18 protein-coding genes are annotated in these 19,563 nt (G+C 60.0%); 13 read left to right on the plus strand and 5 right to left on the minus strand.

Annotation, left to right across the window (positions count from 1 at the left end):
- Positions 1-119: 119 nt before the first annotated feature.
- The 4 genes from DXC90_RS04285 to DXC90_RS04300 form a co-directional block, all read right to left on the minus strand.
- Positions 120-920 carry a MurR/RpiR family transcriptional regulator gene (locus tag DXC90_RS04285; protein WP_117734902.1) on the minus strand — a complete coding sequence of 267 codons (801 nt, stop codon included), beginning with the start codon at positions 918-920 and terminating at the stop codon, positions 120-122.
- Positions 921-997: 77 nt separating this feature from the next.
- The gene (locus DXC90_RS04290; RefSeq protein WP_117734903.1) at positions 998-2,578 is read right to left on the minus strand and encodes a PTS transporter subunit EIIC; all 1,581 of its coding nucleotides are present in this window, start codon (positions 2,576-2,578) and stop codon (positions 998-1,000) included.
- Between the two features lie 24 nt (positions 2,579-2,602).
- Positions 2,603-3,928, minus strand: a complete 1,326-nt coding sequence (locus DXC90_RS04295; protein WP_117734904.1) for a 6-phospho-alpha-glucosidase — start codon at positions 3,926-3,928, stop codon at positions 2,603-2,605.
- A gap of 236 nt (positions 3,929-4,164) precedes the next feature.
- Complete coding sequence (locus DXC90_RS04300; protein WP_233502154.1) at positions 4,165-5,403, minus strand: MFS transporter; 1,239 nt, start codon at positions 5,401-5,403, stop codon at positions 4,165-4,167.
- A gap of 250 nt (positions 5,404-5,653) precedes the next feature.
- On the opposite strand from DXC90_RS04300, the gene DXC90_RS04305 reads away from it, so the two are divergent.
- The 7 genes from DXC90_RS04305 (at position 5,654) to prfA (ending at position 13,373) form a co-directional block, all read left to right on the plus strand.
- On the plus strand, positions 5,654-6,523 hold the full coding sequence (locus DXC90_RS04305) for a hypothetical protein (protein ID WP_117734905.1): 870 nt from the start codon (positions 5,654-5,656) through the stop codon (positions 6,521-6,523).
- Between the two features lie 113 nt (positions 6,524-6,636).
- Positions 6,637-7,530 carry an aldose 1-epimerase family protein gene (locus tag DXC90_RS04310; RefSeq protein ID WP_117734906.1) on the plus strand — a complete coding sequence of 298 codons (894 nt, stop codon included), beginning with the start codon at positions 6,637-6,639 and terminating at the stop codon, positions 7,528-7,530.
- A 165-nt stretch (positions 7,531-7,695) separates the two neighbouring features.
- A complete protein-coding gene (locus DXC90_RS04315) occupies positions 7,696-8,622 on the plus strand; it encodes a transporter substrate-binding domain-containing protein (RefSeq protein WP_117734907.1) in 927 nt (308 codons plus the stop codon).
- A 9-nt stretch (positions 8,623-8,631) separates the two neighbouring features.
- Positions 8,632-9,780 carry an amino acid ABC transporter permease gene (locus tag DXC90_RS04320; protein ID WP_117734908.1) on the plus strand — a complete coding sequence of 383 codons (1,149 nt, stop codon included), beginning with the start codon at positions 8,632-8,634 and terminating at the stop codon, positions 9,778-9,780.
- 22 nt (positions 9,781-9,802) lie between these two features.
- On the plus strand, positions 9,803-10,588 hold the full coding sequence (locus DXC90_RS04325) for an amino acid ABC transporter ATP-binding protein (protein WP_117734909.1): 786 nt from the start codon (positions 9,803-9,805) through the stop codon (positions 10,586-10,588).
- A gap of 72 nt (positions 10,589-10,660) precedes the next feature.
- A complete protein-coding gene (locus tag DXC90_RS04330; RefSeq protein WP_117734910.1) occupies positions 10,661-12,076 on the plus strand; it encodes a M20/M25/M40 family metallo-hydrolase in 1,416 nt (471 codons plus the stop codon).
- A gap of 229 nt (positions 12,077-12,305) precedes the next feature.
- Complete coding sequence (gene prfA, locus DXC90_RS04335) at positions 12,306-13,373, plus strand: peptide chain release factor 1 (RefSeq protein WP_006235697.1); 1,068 nt, start codon at positions 12,306-12,308, stop codon at positions 13,371-13,373.
- Positions 13,374-13,834: 461 nt separating this feature from the next.
- Here prfA and DXC90_RS09445 read toward each other — a convergent pair whose 3' ends face one another.
- Positions 13,835-14,131 carry a hypothetical protein gene (locus DXC90_RS09445; protein WP_147326605.1) on the minus strand — a complete coding sequence of 99 codons (297 nt, stop codon included), beginning with the start codon at positions 14,129-14,131 and terminating at the stop codon, positions 13,835-13,837.
- Between the two features lie 36 nt (positions 14,132-14,167).
- Here DXC90_RS09445 and DXC90_RS04340 point away from each other — a divergent pair, with 36 nt between their 5' ends.
- From DXC90_RS04340 to upp, 6 genes are all read left to right on the plus strand, one after another.
- Positions 14,168-15,418 (plus strand): HemK/PrmC family methyltransferase, encoded by a 1,251-nt coding sequence (locus DXC90_RS04340; protein ID WP_117734911.1) that lies wholly within the window; start codon positions 14,168-14,170, stop codon positions 15,416-15,418.
- A 68-nt stretch (positions 15,419-15,486) separates the two neighbouring features.
- Positions 15,487-15,672: a type II toxin-antitoxin system HicA family toxin gene (locus DXC90_RS09850; RefSeq protein WP_089573106.1), complete on the plus strand. Its 186-nt coding sequence runs from the start codon at positions 15,487-15,489 to the stop codon at positions 15,670-15,672.
- Positions 15,639-16,130, plus strand: a complete 492-nt coding sequence (locus DXC90_RS04350; protein WP_128620077.1) for a type II toxin-antitoxin system HicB family antitoxin — start codon at positions 15,639-15,641, stop codon at positions 16,128-16,130. Before DXC90_RS09850 ends, DXC90_RS04350 begins: the two co-directional genes overlap by 34 nt.
- A gap of 134 nt (positions 16,131-16,264) precedes the next feature.
- Positions 16,265-17,008, plus strand: a complete 744-nt coding sequence (locus DXC90_RS04355) for an L-threonylcarbamoyladenylate synthase (protein WP_117734912.1) — start codon at positions 16,265-16,267, stop codon at positions 17,006-17,008.
- Between the two features lie 13 nt (positions 17,009-17,021).
- Entirely contained in the window at positions 17,022-18,563 is a 1,542-nt protein-coding gene (glpK, locus tag DXC90_RS04360) for a glycerol kinase GlpK (protein WP_117734913.1), read from the plus strand.
- 123 nt (positions 18,564-18,686) lie between these two features.
- Positions 18,687-19,334 (plus strand): uracil phosphoribosyltransferase, encoded by a 648-nt coding sequence (gene upp / locus DXC90_RS04365; protein WP_117734914.1) that lies wholly within the window; start codon positions 18,687-18,689, stop codon positions 19,332-19,334.
- Positions 19,335-19,563 lie beyond the last annotated feature (229 nt).

The following is a 19,563-nucleotide window of genomic DNA, read 5'->3' on the forward strand; positions in this document are numbered from 1 at the left end:
TTTGGGGCGAATGGGCAAGTACATGACGTGCTCGCTGCTCTCTTTTGGCACTGCCTATCGTGTATTCGGACGCCTTGCGACGGTGAGGTGCGTTCTTTTCAGTTCTAGCGTGTTTGCGGCTAGCGCTGCGCCCGAAGTCGATTTGCACAGCTGATATATAGAGCGTTAACCGCGCTTTGTAGGCTCATGCCCTCAACCAAGGCGGTCGAGTACTCGCTGAGTGACTCCGCGCTCACGGGTAGCAAGAGCTCACGCGCCCCGTTGTTATCGAATGCCATGTTGCTCGATATCCAAATAACGCGGCAGCCTCGCCGCTTGGCCTCAACGTAAAGATTGAAGATATAGCTCGTCTTTCCTGAGAACGATACAAAGATGGTTAGATCGTCGGGTTGGAGCAGACAGAGTGATGTCTCCTGTCCCTTGACGGAGCCAAATGAGAAGCACAGTCGGTTTACGCGGCTCAGCTTTTCGCAGAGTGAGCGGGCGGCGAGATTGGAGAATGAGCTTCCGTATACGTAGACATTTTGCGCATCGAGAAGCCAGTCAACGGCCTGCTCGAGTCGATCCTCAGTGAGCAGGCGTTTTGTTTCAAGCAAAGAGGTCTCTACGATATCGAAATACCAGGGTATATCGATTTGCTTATGAGCCCTTGCCTCGGTTGTCTCACGCTGGAGCCAAGCGTTGAAGTCGTCAACTTGCTCTTTGAACGATCGAAAGCTCGAGCCGTTTACGCGCCTGCAGAAGCGTGAGATGGTCGCGGGCGATGTATTGCACGCGCGGGCAAGTTCTTCTATTGAGAGCTCTGGGACCTCGTCGTGATGGGAAAGGGCGTAGAGTGCGATGTGGGCGTCAAGGCTGCCGCCCTTCTCGACGTCTTCGATACAAGACCTGAGGTTCGAATAGACCTCATACATCGACATTCAAATCACTCCAAACAATAATGCCCCGGAGCGGATATGCCATCTCCGGAGCATTGTGGTGAAGCTATGGGACGGATTTATTCCATGCCCAAGTATTCTCTCATTTCGACTTTGTAGACAGAAGCTTTATTGCCGTAAACGATCTGAACACCGCCGCCAACGTGCACGATGGCGCTGGCGCCGAGGTCTTTGGTGAAGACGCTATCGTCCTTGACTAGGGCGGTGTCTTTGAGGCTGAGCCTCAGGCGAGTGAAGCAGGCGTTGACACCCGAGATGTTATCGGCGCCGCCCACGGCTTCCACGATCTGTGGGATGAGCTCGCTTACCTGGACAGGTGCTTTGGAGTCGATGGCCGACGTGTCATCCGCTGCCTGCGTGTCATCATCCTCGCGGCCCGGGGTTTTGAGGTCAAATTTCTTGATAAAGGCGCGGAACAGCACGTAATAGATCCCGAAGTAAGCGATGCCGAGCGGAATAAGCCAGAACCAGTTGGAGCCTTTGTCGGCGTTCATGATGCCGTTGAAGATCCACGAGAGGAGCGGTCCGCCGAAGGCGGAAGGCCCGGGCACATTGAACTGTACCAGGTAGGTGAGTACATACGCGATGCCGCATAGCAGGGCGTGGACCACATAGAGTACGGGTGCTACAAAGAGGAAGGAGTACTCGAGCGGTTCGGTTATGCCCATGATGGCGGCCGGGATAACGGCGGCGATCATGAGGGAGCCGACCTTCTTTTTATTCTCGGGACGGGCACAGTGGTAGATGGCGAGTGCCGCCGCGGGCAGGCCGCACATGGCGAACAGCACCTTGCCGTTCATGACGTATTTTGAGATGTCGATGTCGTACATCATGCCGGGCGTGTTGAGCATGGCGTTGTAGATGTTGACAGCACCTTCGACGGTCTGGCCGTCAACCTGGATGCTACCGCCCAGAGAAGTGAAGAAAAACGGCAGGTAGATGAAATGATGCAGGCCGAAGGGCAGAAGCATGCGCTCGGAGAAGCCATAGATGAACGCGCCAAACACCCCGGTGGAATCGATGAGTGTCGAGGCGGCCTTTAGGCCGGTTTGCACAAATGGGAACACGAAGGCGAGTGCAACGCCCACCAGGCTCGCGAAAACGACGGTGAGGGCGGGGACGCAGCGTGTGCCGTTGAAGATGCCGAGCACCGGCGGAAGCTGCACCTTATAGAATCGGTTGTGGATCCACGCGACTACCAAGCCGATGATGATGCCGCCGAATACGCCGGTGTCGAGTGTGGTTACGCCCAGGATGGCGTTCTGACCGGTCTGCAGGTTGGCGGGATCGATGGTGCCCAGCAGGATAAGCAGCTGACCCATGATTGTGTTCATGGTCATATAGCCGATGAAGCCTGAGAGTGCGGCGGTCGCCTTCTCGGCCTTGGCGTAACCGTAGGCGATGCAGATTGCAAAGAGAACCGAGATGTTACCATTGATAACGTTGCCGGCTGCTTTGATGAGTGTGCTAAAGATCACCATCGGCTCGGTGCCCAAAAGCGGGCAGAGCGAGATGAGGTTAGCATTGGAAAGGGCGGAGCCCAGACCGACCAAAATGCCGGAAACGGGCAGGAGGAGGACCGGCGCCATGAGCACCTTGCCGAGTCTCTGGAACTCGCTGTAGAGCTTGCTTTCTTTCATGATGTTCCTTCGATGCGCGGGGAGTTAGGACAGGGTCGGCCAATAATCGCCGTTCGCTTCGATCAGGTCGTCGAGGATTTGGCGCGCGACGGTAGTCGAAGGGACGGTCTTGTTGATCGCGATGGCTTCGAGCGCCTTCTGGTAGGAATGCTCGTAATATGCGTCGACGGCGAGCTTCTCGCTGGCATTCTGCTCTTCGATAAGCCCCTTGTAAAAGGTGGGGATAGCAGGCTGGCTGATGGGTTCAGGGCCCCAAGAGCGCAGGTAGGCGGGGACCTCGACCATGGCGTCATCGGGCAGATTGGGGATGGCACCGTTATTCTCGACGATTACGAGATAACGTTCGCACTTGTTGTAGGCGATAGAGGCGGCTGCGTCGACGATAAAGTCGCCAAAGACCGTGAAGCTCTGTACGGGGCTCTTGTAATTGGCGGGATCTGCCAGGTACTTGTCGTGCTCGGCAAACATCTCCTTCTCGCGTCCGTTGATGACGTTGTCGGCGCGCGTCCAGTTGGGGTCCATGTCATCTGCCATGTCTTTGGAGTACAGGTAGTACTGCAGGTAGCTGTTGGGCAGATACTCGGGATAGTCCTTCACAATCTTGACGTATTGACCCCAGGTGTGCATCCAGTCCTTGTCCTTGTGATGCTTGTCGCTCACGGCCATGCCGTGCTCGAGAATCATCTGACGGAGCTCCGGCAGACGATCGCGTCCCTGCTTGTCGTAGATTTTGGTAAACCAGCCAAAGTGATTGAGTCCAAAATACATGGGGTCGATATCGCGCCAGCTGGGAAGTCCGAGCATCTTAGAGTACGAGAGCAAGATAGCCGTGGGCATATCGCAGATGTTAAGGATATGGTCGTTGTCAAACTCGCGACGTGTGGCCTCGGCGACAACTGCGGCGGGGTTGGAATAGTTGAGGATCCAGGCGTCTGGACTGTATTTCTTGGCGTAGCGTACGAGGTCGAAGACGCCGGGGATGGACCTGATGCCATAGGAGATCGAACCGCCGGCGCCGCAGGTTTCCTGTCCCACGCAACCGTACTTGAGAGGGATGCGCTCGTCCTGGCGACGCATCTGAAGGCCACCCTGGCGGATTTGCGCGAAGACGAAGTCGACATCGGTGAATGCCTTTTCGGGATCGGTTGTCACGACAACTTCGATGTCAGGAGCTTCCTGCTCGATGAACTGCTTCATGATGTCGTAGACGAGATGCATGCGCTTCTCGTCGATGTCGTACAGGGCGAGTTTGCGCAGCGGCAATTCGTTTTTCTTCTGCAATAGGCTCTGGATGATGCCGGGAGTGTGGGTGCTGCCGGCCCCGGCGATTACAACTGCTTTCTTGTCCATGTGGTAAACCCCTTTCGTGTGGATTGACCACTTCAGACTACGAAAGCTTTACCTGCGATTCTACCGATTTTCAGATTGCGAAAAACGATAGCGGTAATCTTAACAGGATGCGTTTTGCGTGGTTAAATAGCGCCGGGAAAGATGCTGACTTGGGCGACGTGTTGCATGGCTGCGGGAGCGAACGCCAGGCGGTCAAAAGATGGTGGGCGGTGCTGCGGCTTTTGGCTGCAATTGCGCTACCCGCGACGACGCTCCCAGCGAGCCAACTTAATCGTCACCAGCGTAAGCGCCCAGGCCACAAGCGAGAACGCGGCGCCCACGGCACCCACGTACGCAATGCCAGCGCTGCTTACAACGGCGCCGCCTACCGCGGTGCCAAACGAGATGCCGACGTTAAACGCCATGGGCTCAACCGAACTTGCAAGTACCATCGACTTGGGATGGCGGCTGCGTGCCACGTCCATAAAGTGCGTGATGCACGACACCGAGAACAGGTACATGAGCATTGCCAGACTAAAGACAAAGACAAGTGCGAGCGGCATGGCAGCGCCCGCGGCAAACAGCCCAAACAATGCCGCCGCCTGCAGCGCGAACGTAACCAGCAGTGCCTTCATGCCAAAACGCGCGTCGATCCATCCGCCCAGGATGTTCGAGATCAGGCAGAACACGCCGTAGGCCATAAGCGTGGTACTGGCTTCGACCGTGCCCATGCCCAGCACCTGCTCAAGATAAGGCGTCACATAGCCGTAGAAAACGTAGACCGACCCCACGCCAAACAAAAAGATGAGCATGCCGGTGATGATGCTCGGCTCGCGTAGCAGCCCCGCCTGCTCGCGGAAGGTGGCGGGCTCATCGGTCTGACCGGAGCGCGGCATAAACGCCACAAGCGCTCCGCAGATCAAAACGGCAAAGGTCAGCGTGCTGTACATGGCCACGTGCCAATCGAGCGTGTCGGCCACAAACTTGCCGATCGAAGTGACAAAGACCATTGCCACGGAAAACGCACCATATACCACCGAGATGGCAAGTGAAGTTTGCTGCGGAGACAGCAGCTCGGGGATGTACGTTACGCCCACGGCGAGCAGCGCGCCCGAGACGGAGCCCAGGACAATGCGCGAGATAAACAGCACCTGGAAGTTGGGCGCCAACGCCATGACCAGGTTGCCGAGCACAAAGACGATGCTGTAGCACACGAGCAGCTGGTAGCGCCGGAAGCGTCCCGTGCTGAGCGCGAGCACCGGTGTGGCGATAGCGTAGACGAGCGCGAACACGCTAATAAGTTGGCCTGCGGTGGCAAGCGATACGCCGAGTTCCGTTGCCAAGTCGCTTTCGATGCCGATGACCACGAATTCGGAACAGCCGAGCGAAAAGCCTAACAACACGAGTAACGCCAGACAGAGCTTGGTGCGCGCAGGGGAGAGCGCGGCGGCGGTTGACTTGCTTTTAGGCGTGGTTGCGGCGATCAAGGTTGTCACTCCAATGTCGCATGAATAAGCGGGATTCAATCCCTGCAACTCTAACAGAATGTGACAAAGGGACAGTCCCTTTGTCACATTCGCGGCGTGGCTGCCGCCCAAACCGTCACAACATTCGATGAAAAGCTCGAAAACGAGGAAAAGCGTCGAATGTTGTGATGGTTTTCCTATCTGTGCCGGCGAGCCGCCGTGCCGTCTGGGGGTATAAAACTAGCAAGTGTTTATTTGCGAGGCCTAAGGGGCGCCCCGTATGGATATCGATAACTTTGAATGGTGGTACAGCGAGGGTGAGGCTCCGGACGAGGGGTGGGACGAGCCTGCGCCGCGTGACGTGTCGATCGACGAGGACGAGACTGGCAACGACGTCGCCGCCGACTCGGACGCCGCCCTCGGCCCTGTCGATCCCCTGACCTTCGAACAAGCTTGGGCCCAGGCCGAGGCAGACGAGGCCAAAGCCGATGCTACGGCCACGCTCGGCGAGCCAGCCGACATGTCGATCTCGCCGGCAAAGACCCCGCAGCCGCGCCACACCATCGACCCCGACAGCACGGCATCCTTCAGCATTCTCGACGTGCCCTCGCAGGGTGCCCAGGCGCTCGCGCCCACACGTCGCCCCAATCTGTCTCACGAGGAAGATGCGGGACGTCGCTCGCCGCTCGGCCCCATCCTTATCGCCTTTATGGCCGGCGTTATCGCATGCTCGGTAATTGGTAGCGTTTGGAGCCATGTTGAACAACAGCGAAGAGACGCCGCCAAGGTCGAGATGTCTGTCGAGCAATCGCTCGGCCGCACGCGCTCGGTACATGTGTCGGTCGAGGTCAAGGACGGCGCGACGTGGGACACTGCGCGCGGCGACAGCCAGATGCTCGTCCATATTGTGGGTCGCACGCTCAAGGGGCAAGCGGTCGACGAGTACCAATACGTCAATTCCGAAGGTGACGGTATCGAGCTCAAGCCTGGTGACTACGAGCTCACGGTCGATGAGCCGCCCGTCGCCACCGACGGTACGCGTTTCCGCGCCTCAAAGCGCATGGTTCCCGTGAGCTTTAACTCGCAGGCGCCCGATACGGTCGACACCACGCCGCAGGGCGGGTTCGACCTTTACGTGGATACCCAGTAGGCGTTTGCCGCTCATTCCGCTATGGCTACTCAATAATCGCCTGCCGTCCCGTCCCGCCGCCAAGAGTGGGACAATAGCCCTCGACACTATTGTTTATTTTTGGAGGAAGTAGCATGTCCACCGTCACTACCATCAAGCGCGGCGGCCTCACCGCGGCCATCGATTCCATGGGAGCCCAGCTCACGAGCCTTGCTCTCGACGGCAACGAGTATCTGTGGCAGGGCGACCCCGCCTTTTGGGGCAAGCATGCGCCCATCCTGTTCCCCATTGTGGGCTCGCTGCGCAACAACACGGCAACGTCTGCGGCCGGCACCTGCGAGATGCCGCGCCACGGACTCGCGCGCATTGTCGAGCACAAGCTGGTCGAGGTCTCTGAGGATGGCTCGTCTGTCACCTACGAGATTACCGACACGCCCGAGTCGCTCAAGGCGTTCCCGTTCCACTTTAAGCTCAACATGACCTATGCCCTGACCGGCGACGCCACCCTCACGCAGACCTTTGCCGTCACCAACACCGGCGACGTGGACCTGCCGTTCTCGGTGGGCGGCCACCCCGCATTTAACGTGCCCGCCCCCGGTGCCGAGGACGAGGCGTTCGAGGATTACGAGCTGGCGTTTACCAAGGCCTGGACTAACGAGGCCCCCGTCATCACGCCCGATGGCCTTATGACGTTCGAGGGCAGCTACAAGGCCCCCGATAACTCGGACGTGCTGCCCATCACGCACCGCAGCTTCGATAACGACGCCATCATGTTCACCGATACCCCGGGCTCCACGCTCACGCTGCGCGGTTGCAAGTCGGGTCACGGCGTCAAGATCGACTTTGAGGGCTTTAAGTACATCGGCGTGTGGTCTGCCGCCAACGACGCCCCGTTTGTGGCGCTTGAGCCTTGGACCGGCCACACCACCATGGACACCGAGGACGACGTCTTTGAGCACAAGGTCAACACCATCGTCGTGGCCCCCGGCGCCACCGACGAGCGCTCCTTTAGCGTTACCCTGCTCTAAATGTGACGAAGGGACGGTCCCTTTGGCACATTCCGTAGCGAAAGTCCTCTGCCACACCCGGCAGGGGGCTTTTTTCTTCGGTTAATCTTCTGCGAATGCCCCATCGGTGCCGCTGCTATACTATCCCGTTCTGTTGTTGATTAAACAATATAGGAAAGGCATCAGATGCAACCTCGACTACAGCGTGACGCGCAGACCCAGCCGGTGTGCAGTCGTCGCATCTTCCTGGGTAGCGCCCTCGCTGCGAGCGCTTCCGTCGTCGCCGGCGCGCTTGTCGGCTGCCAGCGCCCGTCCACGCTCAAGGTGGTCCAGCCCACCACGGGCGGCGGTCGCGAAGACCTGTCCGATTCTGTGATCGGCAAGGACAAGATCCGCATCGGCATGGAGGCGGCCTACGCCCCATACAACTGGCAGGTCTCCGAGGCCAGCGAGTACACCATCCCCATCGACAACGTGCAGGGCGCTTACGCCGATGGCTACGATGTGCAGATCGCCAAGATCGTCTGCAAGGCCCTCGGCGGCGAGCCCGTTGCCGTCAAACAGAGCTTCTCGGGTCTCATCGATTCGCTCAACAACGGCCAGATCGACCTCATTATTGCCGGCATGAGCGCCACGCCCGAGCGCGAGGAGTCCGTCGGCTTTTCCGATCCGTACTTTATCGGCTACTTTGGCCTGTTCGTAAAAGAGGGCTCGCCCTACCAAAGCGCGACCAAGCTCAGCGACTTTAGCGGCGCCACGGTGCTCGGCCAAAAGGACACGATGCTCGATACCGTCATCGACGAGATCCCGGGCGTCGTTCACAAGAATCCGGTCGATTCGGTGCCCACGGTGTTTTCGAACCTGCTGCAGGGCACCTGCGACGCCGTGACCTACAACACCGAAAACGAGAAGGGCTATATGGCCCAAAACCCGGGCATTGTGCCCATTCGCTTTGCGGAGGGCGAGGGCTTTAAGCAGGAGGTCACGTCAAACGTCGGCTGCCGCAAGGGCTCGGACAAGCTGCTCAAACTTATCAATAAGACGCTCAAGGGCGTTAGCCAAGAGGAACGCGACCAGATGTGGGACGCGTGCCTCGACCGTCAGCCGGCATAGGGAGGCAGCATGAAAGCCATCAATCGTCTGGCCTCCTTTATCAAGGCCGACCACCGTTATATGTATCTGGGCACGAGCGCTATCGCGGCGCTCGGTCTGGCGTTTAGTCAGCGCAACCCCACGCCGCTGAGCTTCTTGGCACCCACGGGCGTGTTCCAGGACTGCCTCTGGGCGATTCTGTGGGCTTGGATTGTCGTGTCGGCGGCAGCACTCGTCACCAAGCTTATGCATTGGAACGACTATCGCCAAAAGTCGCCGTTTGCATCCGAGCGTTGCCGTCGCGGCGCGCGCCTGGGCAGTTATGTCGTGGTTGCCATCGCGGCGATTTTCTTTATCGACCGCTGCGTCATGTCGTTTATCGACCTGGTGCAGGTGAGCATTGTCTCGGACTCCAATCCCAGCGACTTTCTGTCGAGCTTGGTCTACATGACCTACAAGAGCGGCGACTTCTTTATCCGCGGTATCGAGATCACCATCGCGCTTGCCACCTTCGGCACCGTCATTGCCTTTTTCCTGGCACTGCTCTTTGTGTTCCTGCGTATTCAGACGTTCGATCGCGTGGATAACGACCTGGTGCGCTTCTTTAAGAGCATCGGCCGCGGCTTTACGACCGTCTACTCCACCATCGTGCGCGGCACGCCCATGATGGTCCAGGGCCTGCTTATCTATTACGCGGGCTTCACCGTTTTGCGCGGCATGGGCTTCGAGACCGCCCAAGCCAACCAGATCTGGAGTACCTTTACCGCTGGCCTCGTCACCATCTCGCTCAACTCTACCGCCTATATGATGGAGGTCCTGCGCGGCGGCATCGAGTCGATCGATCCCGGTCAGGCCGAGGCGGCGCGCTCGCTGGGTCTGTCGCAGTGGCAGGCCATGCGCAAAGTTGTGTTTCCCCAGGGCATTAAAAACGCGATCCCGGCGCTCACCAACGAGCTCATCATCAACATCAAGGACTCGTCGGTGCTCTCGGTCATCGGCGTGTTCGACCTCATGTACGCCACCACTACCGTCGCCGGCGTGTACTACCGCCAGATGGAGGTCTACTGCGTGGCGCTTGTGGTCTACCTGATCCTGACGCTCGTGGCGAGCCGCCTGCTCGAGGCCTTTGGCAAAAAGCTCGGCGCCGAGGCCCCGGCAACGCTGCCCAGCTCCAACTAGGCTCAAGACGAGGAGAATCATCATGGCAGATACCGCCACTACCGGCGTTGCGGCCGCCGCACAGACAAATGAGCCGCTTATCCGCGTCGAGGGCCTGCGCAAGAGCTTCGGCTCGCTCGAGGTGCTCAAGGGCATCGACCTGTCCGTTAATCCCGGCGAGGTCGTCACCATCATCGGCGCCTCGGGTTCGGGTAAGTCGACCTTCCTGCGCTGCCTCAACCTGCTCGAGACCCCGGACGCGGGCCATATCTGGTTCCACGGCCAGGACCTCACGGCCGAGCGCTGCAACATCAACAAGCTGCGCGAGGACATCGGCATGGTGTTCCAGGGCTTTAACCTGTTCAGCAACATGGATGTGCTCGACAACTGCACGCTCGCGCCCGTCACGCTCAAAAAGATGAGCAAGACCGAGGCCGAGAAAGTCGCGATGGGGCACCTGACCAGCGTGGGGCTCGAAAAGTTCGCGCACGCCGCCGTGGGCCGCCTGTCCGGTGGTCAAAAACAGCGCGTGGCCATCGCCCGTGCCCTGTGCATGAATCCGCAGATCATGCTGTTCGACGAGCCGACCTCCGCACTCGACCCCGAGATCGTGGGAGAGGTGCTCGAGGTCATGCGCAAGCTCGCTGCCGACGGCATGACCATGGTCGTCGTCACGCACGAGATGGCCTTTGCCCGCACGGTGTCCGACCGCGTGGTCTTTATGGACAAGGGCGTGGTGCTCGAGGATGCGGCACCGGCCGAGCTCTTTGGCAACCCCAGACACCAGCGCACCCGCGAGTTCCTCTCGCGCTATCTCGAGGACAAATAATCGATCGCAAACGCTTATGTGGCAGGGCCGCTCCGGTGGGGCGGCCCTCGTCATCACAATCGAAAGGATGTCATGGCCGAGGTTTGGCGCTTCTTTGCGCATGAGGATGATTTTGCCGATATAGACGAGGCCGGCGCGTGCGAGCGCTTGGGCCGCGTGCTGTCGTTTCCGACTATCTCGAGCATGGATGCCGAGGCGGTGGACTGGCAACCGTTCGACGACCTACGCACCTATATGCAACAGGCGTGGCCGCGCGTGTTTGCGGCGGGCGAGGTCGAGCTTATTGACCATTCGCTGTTGGTGACGCTTGGCGGCTCCGACCCTGCTCTTAAGCCCGTTATGCTCATGGGCCACATGGACGTGGTTCCCGTGGTGCCCGGCACCGAGGCCGACTGGACGCACGCCCCCTTTAGCGGGCACGTGGACGATACCTACATCTGGGGCCGCGGCGCGATCGACATGAAGGACCAGGTCGCAGGCATTCTCGAGGCGGTTGAGTATGCGCTGGCGCACGGCTGGGAGCACGAGCGCACGCTGCTCCTGGCCTTTGGCCAGGACGAGGAAACGACGCAGTGCGGCGCGGGGGCGATCAGTCGCGTGCTCGAGGAGCGCGGCATTGGGCTTGAGTACCTGATCGACGAGGGCGATTACCGCATCGCTCCGGCTGCCGAGTACAGCGCGGGCGAGGGTTGGCTCATGCACGCCGACCTGGCTGAGAAAGGTTATGCCGACATTGTGCTCAAGACAAAGAGCGCGGGTGGGCATTCTTCCAACCCCTACGGCGGCACGTCACTCGAGGTGCTGAGCCGCGCCATCGCCGCAATTTGCGATATCGAATGGCCGACGCGTGTGACCGACTTGCTTGCCGCCCAGCTCGTCGAGTTGGGGCTCTACACGGCCGATGAAATTGCCGCCAACAAGGACGCCATCGTGCGCGAGTGCCTCGCCAGCAACAAGCTTTATCCGCTCGTGACCACCACTTGTGCACCGACTCAAATTGAGGGCGGTAGCACCGGTGCTAACGTGATGCCGCAGGATATGTGGGCCAATATCAACTTCCGCATGCTCGAGGGCACGGGCGTGGCCGATGTCGTTGCCCGTTGCCGCGACGCCGTTGCCGCGTCGGGTCTTGCCGAGCGTGTGGAGGTCGAACTTGGCCCCGGCAGCTCCGAGCCCTCGCCGTCCCCGCGCGTCGGCGGGCCGGGCCTCGAGGCCGTTCGCACCATCGCCGCCCGCTATTTCCGTGATCCAAAGGGGACGGAGGAAAACGGATCATTCGAGCCAGTGGCAATTGTGCCCTCGACCGTGATTGGCGCGACCGACGCTGCCAACTACCAGCGCATTTGCCCTGAGTGCATTCGCATCTCGGCCTTTGTGGTCGACGATGACGAGTGCGATCGCGGCGTCCACGGTACCAACGAACGCATTACCCACCGAGCCTACCTCCAGGGCATTCGTTTTCTCATTGCTCTGCTTCAAACACTCTAGAATGTGACAAAGGGACTGTCCCTTTGTCACATTCCGTGCGGGTTATATGCAGGTTTGCCTGCGCACGCTATCATGTATGGGTTAGACCGCAACTATGTACCCCATACGCGAAGGGATGCGCATGTATCTGAAGATCGACATGTTCTAGCCGGGCTTACCCCCGCAGCGGCGCCCCGCGCCCCATCAATTCTGCCGATTTTCACCTTCACGCATATAAAGGAGTCCCGCCATGCGCGACAAGCTCGAAAAGATTATCAAGGCCTACGAGGAGCTCGAGAAGAAACTCTCCGACCCGGCCGTCGCCTCCGATATTAAGGAGTTCACGCGTCTCAACAAGGAGTATGCGCACCAGTCCGACCTCATCGCCGCCTCGCGCGAGTACATCGGTGCGCTCGATGACATCGAGGCTGCCAAGGAAATGCTCCGCGACACGACCGACGCGGACGAGAAGGAGATGCTCCAGATGGACATCTCCGAGAACGAGGAGAAGCTTCCCCAGCTCGAGGAAGACATCAAGTACATGCTCATCCCGAGTGACCCCAACGACGACAAGAACACTATCGTCGAGATCCGCTCCGCCGCCGGTGGCGACGAGGCCGCCATCTTCGCCGGCGACCTGTACAAGATGTACCAGCGCTTCTGCGAGTCGCGCGGCTGGAAGACCACCGTGCTCGACTCTAGTCCCAGCGAGGCCGGCGGCTTTAAGTCCATTGAGTTCAAGGTCGAGGGCGACCGCGTCTACTCCGTCATGAAGTTCGAGTCCGGCGTGCACCGCGTCCAGCGCGTTCCCAAGACCGAGTCCCAGGGCCGTATCCAGACCTCCACGGCGACCGTCGCCGTACTCCCCGAGGCCGAGGAGATCGACGTCCAGATCAACCAGTCCGACCTGCGCATCGACACCTACTGCGCCTCCGGCCCTGGCGGTCAGTGCGTTAACACTACTTACTCCGCCGTGCGCATCACCCACCTGCCCACCAACACCGTGGTGCAGTCGCAGGAGCAGCGTTCCCAAATCCAGAACCGCGAGGTTTGCATGCAGATGCTGCGTGCCCGTCTGTACGAGATGGAGCTCGAGAAGCAGCAGGCAGAGCTCGGTGCCGAGCGCCAGAGCCAGATCGGCCACGGCAACCGTTCCGAGAAGATCCGTACCTACAACCAGCCCCAGGACCGCGTGACCGATCACCGCATCGGTTTCAACTCCACCTACAACGGCGTCCTTCTGGGCGATCAGCTCGGCACCGTCATCGAGGCGCTCGCCGCCGCCGAGCGAGCCGAGAAGCTGGCACAAGCTGTGTAGGTTCCGCCGTTCTACCGAACGGCGGGCCAGCCGACGCTGCGCGCCGCCCAGGGCGACAATTTGTCATTCAAAAGGCAAGGCATGACCAGAAGGTCTATGCCTTGCCTTTTTCATGCCAACTTGTTCGCCCTGGACGTCGCTCGCTGTCCGTCCTCTACCTGCAGCGTTGCCTTGCTCCGGATGCGGTATGCTCAACCTGCGGGGTTTCCAAGGTAGTCATTGGGGACGTTCTTAAATGACTAGTCAAAAGGGATATTCTTGCGGCACCTGGCAGTTGGGGACGCTCCTTTTGTGCCGGCAGTTGGGGACTGTCCCTAAAGGCCGGCAGATGGGGACGGTCCTTCGCGGCTGGCTACGAAGACTGTCCCCGATAGCTAGTCGTATAAGAACGTCCCCAATGACTGGGTTGGGCACATTGCTTTGAGATGTTATTCAATCGGCTTTGATGGCCATTAAGCCAGCTACCTGCTCAAAGAAATTGCGTCGTGCATCTTCTGCCGAAAATATTGCTCAAAAAATCGTCCAAGAAGCTGCAGTGCATTTTTTGATGCGTCGCGCGTCAAGTGATTTGGCAAGTTCTTGGTTAGATATTGGTCAGTTTTGGGGCAACCTTGCCAAAAACTTGACGGATGCAGATTTAGACGTCGACGAATGAACACTTCGGGCAGGTTCCAAGTAAAAATCTGGGCTGATTGTCGATAATCGCCTTCAATCGTCCCTTGCCAAACGCTGGCCTCGCGTACAATCTGCTCCGACATTCGCGCGCCGCCCGGCGCTTAAGAGGGGAGGGCCCCATGGCAAACGAGATCTGGACCATCAAGCGTTGTCTTGAGTGGACCAAGGAGTACCTAGCCGAGCGTGGTGAGGAGCACCCCCGTCTTTCTGCTGAGTGGCTGCTGTGCGCTGCCACGGGTTTGGCACGCATCGACTTATATATGCGCATGGACGAGACGCTTAACGCGGCCCAGCTCGAGACCATGCACGCGGCCGTTGTCCGCCGCGCTAAGGGCGAGCCGCTGCAATACATCACGGGCAGCACGCAGTTTCGCATGATCGACGTCGCGTGCGCCCCCGGTGTGCTCATTCCGCGCCCCGAGACCGAGATGCTCGTCGAGGAAGTCCTCAATTATCTGGATGCCGAGGTGCTGAGCCCCGAGGCCGCCGCCCGTCAGCGTGTTGAGCTGCCTTGGAACGATGAGGTCGAGCAGGCCCGCAAAGCCGAGGCCGCGCTGGCAGACGAACGCGCGACCGCCGAGCGCCGTGCCGCTAACCTGACGGCTGCCGATGAGGCGGCGCTAGGCAGCGACGTGCTGGGTAGCCGTGCCTATGCCGAGGAACTAGCCGATCGCGAGGCCGAGGAAGCCGCCGCGCAGGCAGCAGAAGCCGAAGCCGCAAAAGCCGCCGAGCCCGAGCTCGACGAATACGGCATCGCCATCGAGGGTGCCGATCAGAAGATGGCTTCAGCTCAGGATGCCGCTGCGCCTGCTCCAACCGAGCCCCGCATCGCCCGCGTTCTCGAGGTCGGCTGCGGCACGGGCTGCATCTCGCTCTCGCTTGCCTGGGAGCGACGCGGCCACGTTACCTGCACCGCTACCGATATCGAGCTGCGCGCCATCGATCTGGCCACCAAAAACCGCGATGCGCTCGGGCTCACGGCAGATGAGGTCGCCTTCAGCCTCACAAACCTGGTGAGCTCCATTCCCCGTGAAGAGTGGGGCACCTTTGACGTACTCGTCTCCAACCCGCCCTACATCCCCACCGATGTCATGCGCTCGCTGCCGCACGAGGTCAAGGACTTTGAGCCCGATCTGGCGCTCGAGGGTGGCGCCGACGGCCTCGATATCTTCCGCCGCCTGCTCAACGCGGCGCCCTACATGTTGCGCGCCGGCGGCCTCTTTGCCTGCGAGCTCTACGAGGGCGCGCTCGACGCTGCGGCCGAGCTCTGCCGCCAAGCGGGCCTGTCGGACGTGCGCATCGTCCACGACCTCACCGATCGCCCCCGCATCGTCCGAGCCATCGTCACCGAGCCCAAACAGCGCCAGTAATATTTATTAACTGGTTAGCAAAAATTATAAATTAGTTTATAATTAGGACGGCTGAAAGAGGTCGGCCCATGCAACCTCCTACCTTTCGGGAAATCATTGCCCTACTCAAGCACGATGGATTCGTGAAGGTCGCGCAAGTCGGTAGTCATGCTAAGTATGTTTCTGGTGACCGTGTTGTCACCGTGAACGGCTCTGGTGGCGATCGACCAAAGAAGGGCACGTGGGCAAGTATTCGTCGCCAAGCTGGATGGTAGTTGGAGGCAAAATGAGGCAGCGATTTACCTATGACTGCGTTCTCATAAAAGAAGACGACGGTTACTGCGCCAGCTTCCCGCAGATTCCCGGCGCCTTTGCCGATGGCGATACGCGCGAAGAAGCGATTGCCCATGCCACCGAGGCACTGATGGCGTTTTTGGCCGACGACCTCAACAACGGTTTGACTCCGGCAGGGTACGAACGCTCGGCCGAGGTCGTGGCCCTTTCAGTCGAAATCGACCACGAGGACGCTCGGGAAGCGGCGTGCCGAACATTTAAAGACGCAGCGCTGGACCTCAAAGTCTCCGCTCCGCGGATTACCGCGCTGGTCAAAGCCGGAAAGCTCGATGTTGAACTCGTCGACGGCCGTCGGATGATAACGATAGACAGCATCGAGCGCTACGCCGCCCAAGAACGCCACGCCGGCAGGCCAAAGAAGTTCGTCGCAGTCCAATAACCCCCTCACTTTCACCGACTACTAGAGCCGCTCACCAAACCAACATGCGCTCTGGGCAAATAGGTTGAACGTTTCGTGCGAGAATGCCCCACAGTAAACAAACTTGCACCAGAGCGTAAGGGGCTGGCATACACATGCAGACGGTCTATCGGGTATACGAGGGAACGCGCGAGCCGCATCGGCTTGCCGTCGAGCGCACTGCCGAGGTGCTCGGCCGCGGCGGCCTGGCTTTGATCCCGACCGAGACCGTCTACGGTGTCGCCGTGGCAGTTAAAGCCTTCTCCGATGCCGTCCCCCAAGATACAAGCGAGTTCCCGTCGTGGTCATGCGACCCGCAAGCCACCGTCAATGGCGCCGCGGTCCCTGCGCTCGGTACCGGCTACCGCCGCATCTTCACTCTCAAGCAACGTGAACTCACGCAAACCGTCGCTTGGCTGGTCGATGGCGTCGAAGCGCTCGACCGCTATGGCGTGGATATCCCGGAAGATGCCCGCGTACTCGCGCGACGATGCTGGCCGGGAGCCCTGACTATCGTGATTAAGGCAGCCCCCTGCGTGCCGACCTTTATGCGCGCTGCCGACGACACCGTGGCCCTGCGCGCTTCGGCCTCTCCCGTGGTCCAGGCGCTCATCCGCGCCTGCGGCAGTCCCCTTGCCTGCACGAGCGCCAATACGCACGGCGCGCCCTCGCCGGCAAGCTTTGCCGCCGTCGAGGGTCGCATCCTGGAGGGGGTCGATGTTGCCGTCGACGCCGGTGAGACCCCGTGTCGCGACGTCTCGACCATCGTGTCGTTCCAGCACGGCGGGCTCCAGATCCTGCGCCAAGGCGCACTTCCCGCATCAGAGATCGAACGGGTCCTGTCCGACCCGATGCAATAGAAAGGTGTAAGCGATGTCGTTGAATCTGGGCAGCCTGGGCATGGAAGATGCCTCGTTTAACTTTGGCGGTTCCTACATCATGGCGCTCGACTGCGGCACCACCTCGGTACTTGCGACCATCGTCGACGAGTACGGATGCATCGTCGCGCAGGCGCGTCGCAGCGTCAAAACCAGTTTTCCGCGTCCCGGTTGGGTAGAGCAAGACCCCATGGCGGTCCTCGCCAGTCAAATCGCCGTCATGATGGAAGTCCAGTTTAAGAGCGGTATCCACTCCGACCGCATTGCCGCCATCGGCATCTCCAACCAGCGCGAGACCACGGTGGTCTGGGACCGCGTGAGCGGTCAGCCGATCTATAACGCCATCGTATGGCAGTGCCGCCGTACCGCGCCGGCAATCGACGCGTTGGTTGAACAGGGTTGCGAGGAGTTGGTGCGCTCCCGCACGGGACTCACGCTCGACCCGTATTTCTCGGCCTCCAAGGTGCAGTGGATTCTCGACAACGTCGACGGCGCACGCGAGAGCGCGGCGGCGGGCGACCTCATGTTTGGCACCATCGACACCTGGCTCATCTACAACCTCACCGGCGGCCAGGTCTTTGCCACCGACTACACCAATGCCAGCCGCACGGCGCTCTTTAATATCCATACGCTCGATTGGGACGACGACCTGCTGGCGCTCTTTGACGTTCCACGTTCCATGATGCCCGAGGTTCGCTGGAGCTCGGGCGACTACGGCCGCGTCGCGAGCGACATCATGACCAACACGCCGCCCATCATGGGCGTGGCGGGCGACCAGCAGGCGTCGCTGTTCGGTCACTGCTGTTTCCGTCCCGGCCAGACCAAAAACACCTATGGCACGGGTTGCTTTATGCTCATGAACACCGGCGACGAGATCGTCGAATCCAAGAACGGCCTGGTCTCCACCATCGGTATCGCTGCGAACGGGAAGATCAGCTATGCACTCGAGGGCTCCATCTTCGCTGCCGGCTCCACCATGAACTGGCTTCGCAACAACATGGGCATCATCTCGAGCGCGAGCGAGTCGGCACAACTCGCCGCTTCGATTAACGACAACGAGGGCTGCTACTTCGTTCCCGCCTTTGCGGGTTTGGGTGCTCCCTGGTGGGACCCGCATGCTCGCGGTATCGTGTGCGGTCTGACCGGCGCCTCGAGCCGTGCGACCATCGTACGTGCCGCCTGCGAATCCATGGCATATCAGAGCTACGACGTGCTGCGCGCCATGGAGCAGGACGTGGGGCTTTCGATCGAGCGCCTGTCTGTCGATGGCGGTGCCTCGCGCAACGAGTTCATCATGCAATTCCAGGCCGACCTGCTGGATATCCCCGTGCTGCAATGCGAGACGGTGGAGACCACGGCAATCGGTGCCGCGTACTTGGCGGGTCTTGCCGTCGGCTATTGGGAAGACCTAGAAGAGCTGGAGCAAAATGCCCAGATCGTTAGGACCTTCCTTCCCCACATGTCTGCCGAGCGCCGCGAGCAAAACCTTGCGGGCTGGCGTGATGCAGTCAAGCGCTCGCTCAGTACCGCACAGTAGGGCTGCGATGGGCTGCTCGATACAATAAACCGCTAAACTAATGCTTGGCGTTCGGCGGCAACATTGCTGCGCGCCTTGTCAGCAAGGCCGTTTTGCGGCCGCAACGAAAGGGGCAATCAACCCATGACCGTCACCTACGACGCGTCCCGTGTGACGCTTGTCGATCACCCGCTCGTCCAGCACAAGCTGTCGATCCTGCGCGACAAAAACACCGGCACCAACCAGTTCCGCCAGCTCGTGCGCGAACTCGCGCTTTTTGACGGCTACGAGGCCATGCGCGACCTGCCTATGGAAGACGTCGAGGTCGAGACCCCCATCACTACCGCCACGTTCAAACAACTCGCCGGCAAGAAACTCGCCATCGTGCCCATCCTGCGTGCGGGCCTTGGCATGGTCGACGGCATCCTCGACCTGGTGCCCTCCGCTCGCGTGGGCCACATCGGCATGGAGCGCGACGAGGTTACCCACGAGCCGCACGAGTATTACTGCAAGATGCCCAAGGATATCGACCAGCGCACCTGCCTGGTCGTCGACCCCATGCTCGCCACGGGCGGTTCGGCCGAGATGGCCATCAGCTACCTGCGCGAGCGCGGTGTCAAGGACATCCGCATGCTGTGCATCGTCGCCGCGCCCGAGGGTCTCAAGTCGCTGACCGAAAAGGACTCCGGCGTACATATTTATACGTGCGCCATCGACGATCATCTCAACGAGGCAGCCTACATCGTTCCCGGCCTGGGCGACGCCGGCGACCGCATCTACGGCACGCTCTAGTCGTCGGGCCTTGTCGGCTACGGTCACAAATACGAAGAAATGGTGCGCGCGGGCGAGCAAAAGACGTCCACGCGCACTCCTGTTAACGGACGTTTAGCCCAGAGGGGTTCGAGAAAAACGTATTACCTACCTGCGACATAAAGAAGGTCTTAAGAAAACGAACAGGTGAGTATTAACCGATGCTTTTTCGGTTGTACTTTAGCCATTGGCTCGTACAATAGTCACCAAT

The sequence above is a fragment of the Collinsella sp. TF09-1AT genome (assembly GCF_003436895.1).
Classification (GTDB): Bacteria; Actinomycetota; Coriobacteriia; order Coriobacteriales; family Coriobacteriaceae; genus Collinsella.

Bases quoted from the DNA above. Each gene is read 5' to 3' on its own strand.
- DXC90_RS04285 (WP_117734902.1), bottom strand. From the start codon at position 920: ATGTCGATGTATGAGGTCTATTCGAACCTCAGGTCTTGTATCGAAGAC.
- DXC90_RS04290 (WP_117734903.1), bottom strand. From the start codon at position 2,578: ATGAAAGAAAGCAAGCTCTACAGCGAGTTCCAGAGACTCGGCAAGGTG.
- DXC90_RS04295 (WP_117734904.1), bottom strand. From the start codon at position 3,928: ATGGACAAGAAAGCAGTTGTAATCGCCGGGGCCGGCAGCACCCACACT.
- DXC90_RS04305 (WP_117734905.1), top strand. From the start codon at position 5,654: ATGGATATCGATAACTTTGAATGGTGGTACAGCGAGGGTGAGGCTCCG.
- DXC90_RS04310 (WP_117734906.1), top strand. From the start codon at position 6,637: ATGTCCACCGTCACTACCATCAAGCGCGGCGGCCTCACCGCGGCCATC.
- DXC90_RS04315 (WP_117734907.1), top strand. From the start codon at position 7,696: ATGCAACCTCGACTACAGCGTGACGCGCAGACCCAGCCGGTGTGCAGT.
- DXC90_RS04320 (WP_117734908.1), top strand. From the start codon at position 8,632: ATGAAAGCCATCAATCGTCTGGCCTCCTTTATCAAGGCCGACCACCGT.
- DXC90_RS04325 (WP_117734909.1), top strand. From the start codon at position 9,803: ATGGCAGATACCGCCACTACCGGCGTTGCGGCCGCCGCACAGACAAAT.
- DXC90_RS04330 (WP_117734910.1), top strand. From the start codon at position 10,661: ATGGCCGAGGTTTGGCGCTTCTTTGCGCATGAGGATGATTTTGCCGAT.
- prfA (WP_006235697.1), top strand. From the start codon at position 12,306: ATGCGCGACAAGCTCGAAAAGATTATCAAGGCCTACGAGGAGCTCGAG.
- DXC90_RS09445 (WP_147326605.1), bottom strand. From the start codon at position 14,131: ATGTCGGAGCAGATTGTACGCGAGGCCAGCGTTTGGCAAGGGACGATT.
- DXC90_RS04340 (WP_117734911.1), top strand. From the start codon at position 14,168: ATGGCAAACGAGATCTGGACCATCAAGCGTTGTCTTGAGTGGACCAAG.
- DXC90_RS09850 (WP_089573106.1), top strand. From the start codon at position 15,487: ATGCAACCTCCTACCTTTCGGGAAATCATTGCCCTACTCAAGCACGAT.
- DXC90_RS04355 (WP_117734912.1), top strand. From the start codon at position 16,265: ATGCAGACGGTCTATCGGGTATACGAGGGAACGCGCGAGCCGCATCGG.
- glpK (WP_117734913.1), top strand. From the start codon at position 17,022: ATGTCGTTGAATCTGGGCAGCCTGGGCATGGAAGATGCCTCGTTTAAC.
- upp (WP_117734914.1), top strand. From the start codon at position 18,687: ATGACCGTCACCTACGACGCGTCCCGTGTGACGCTTGTCGATCACCCG.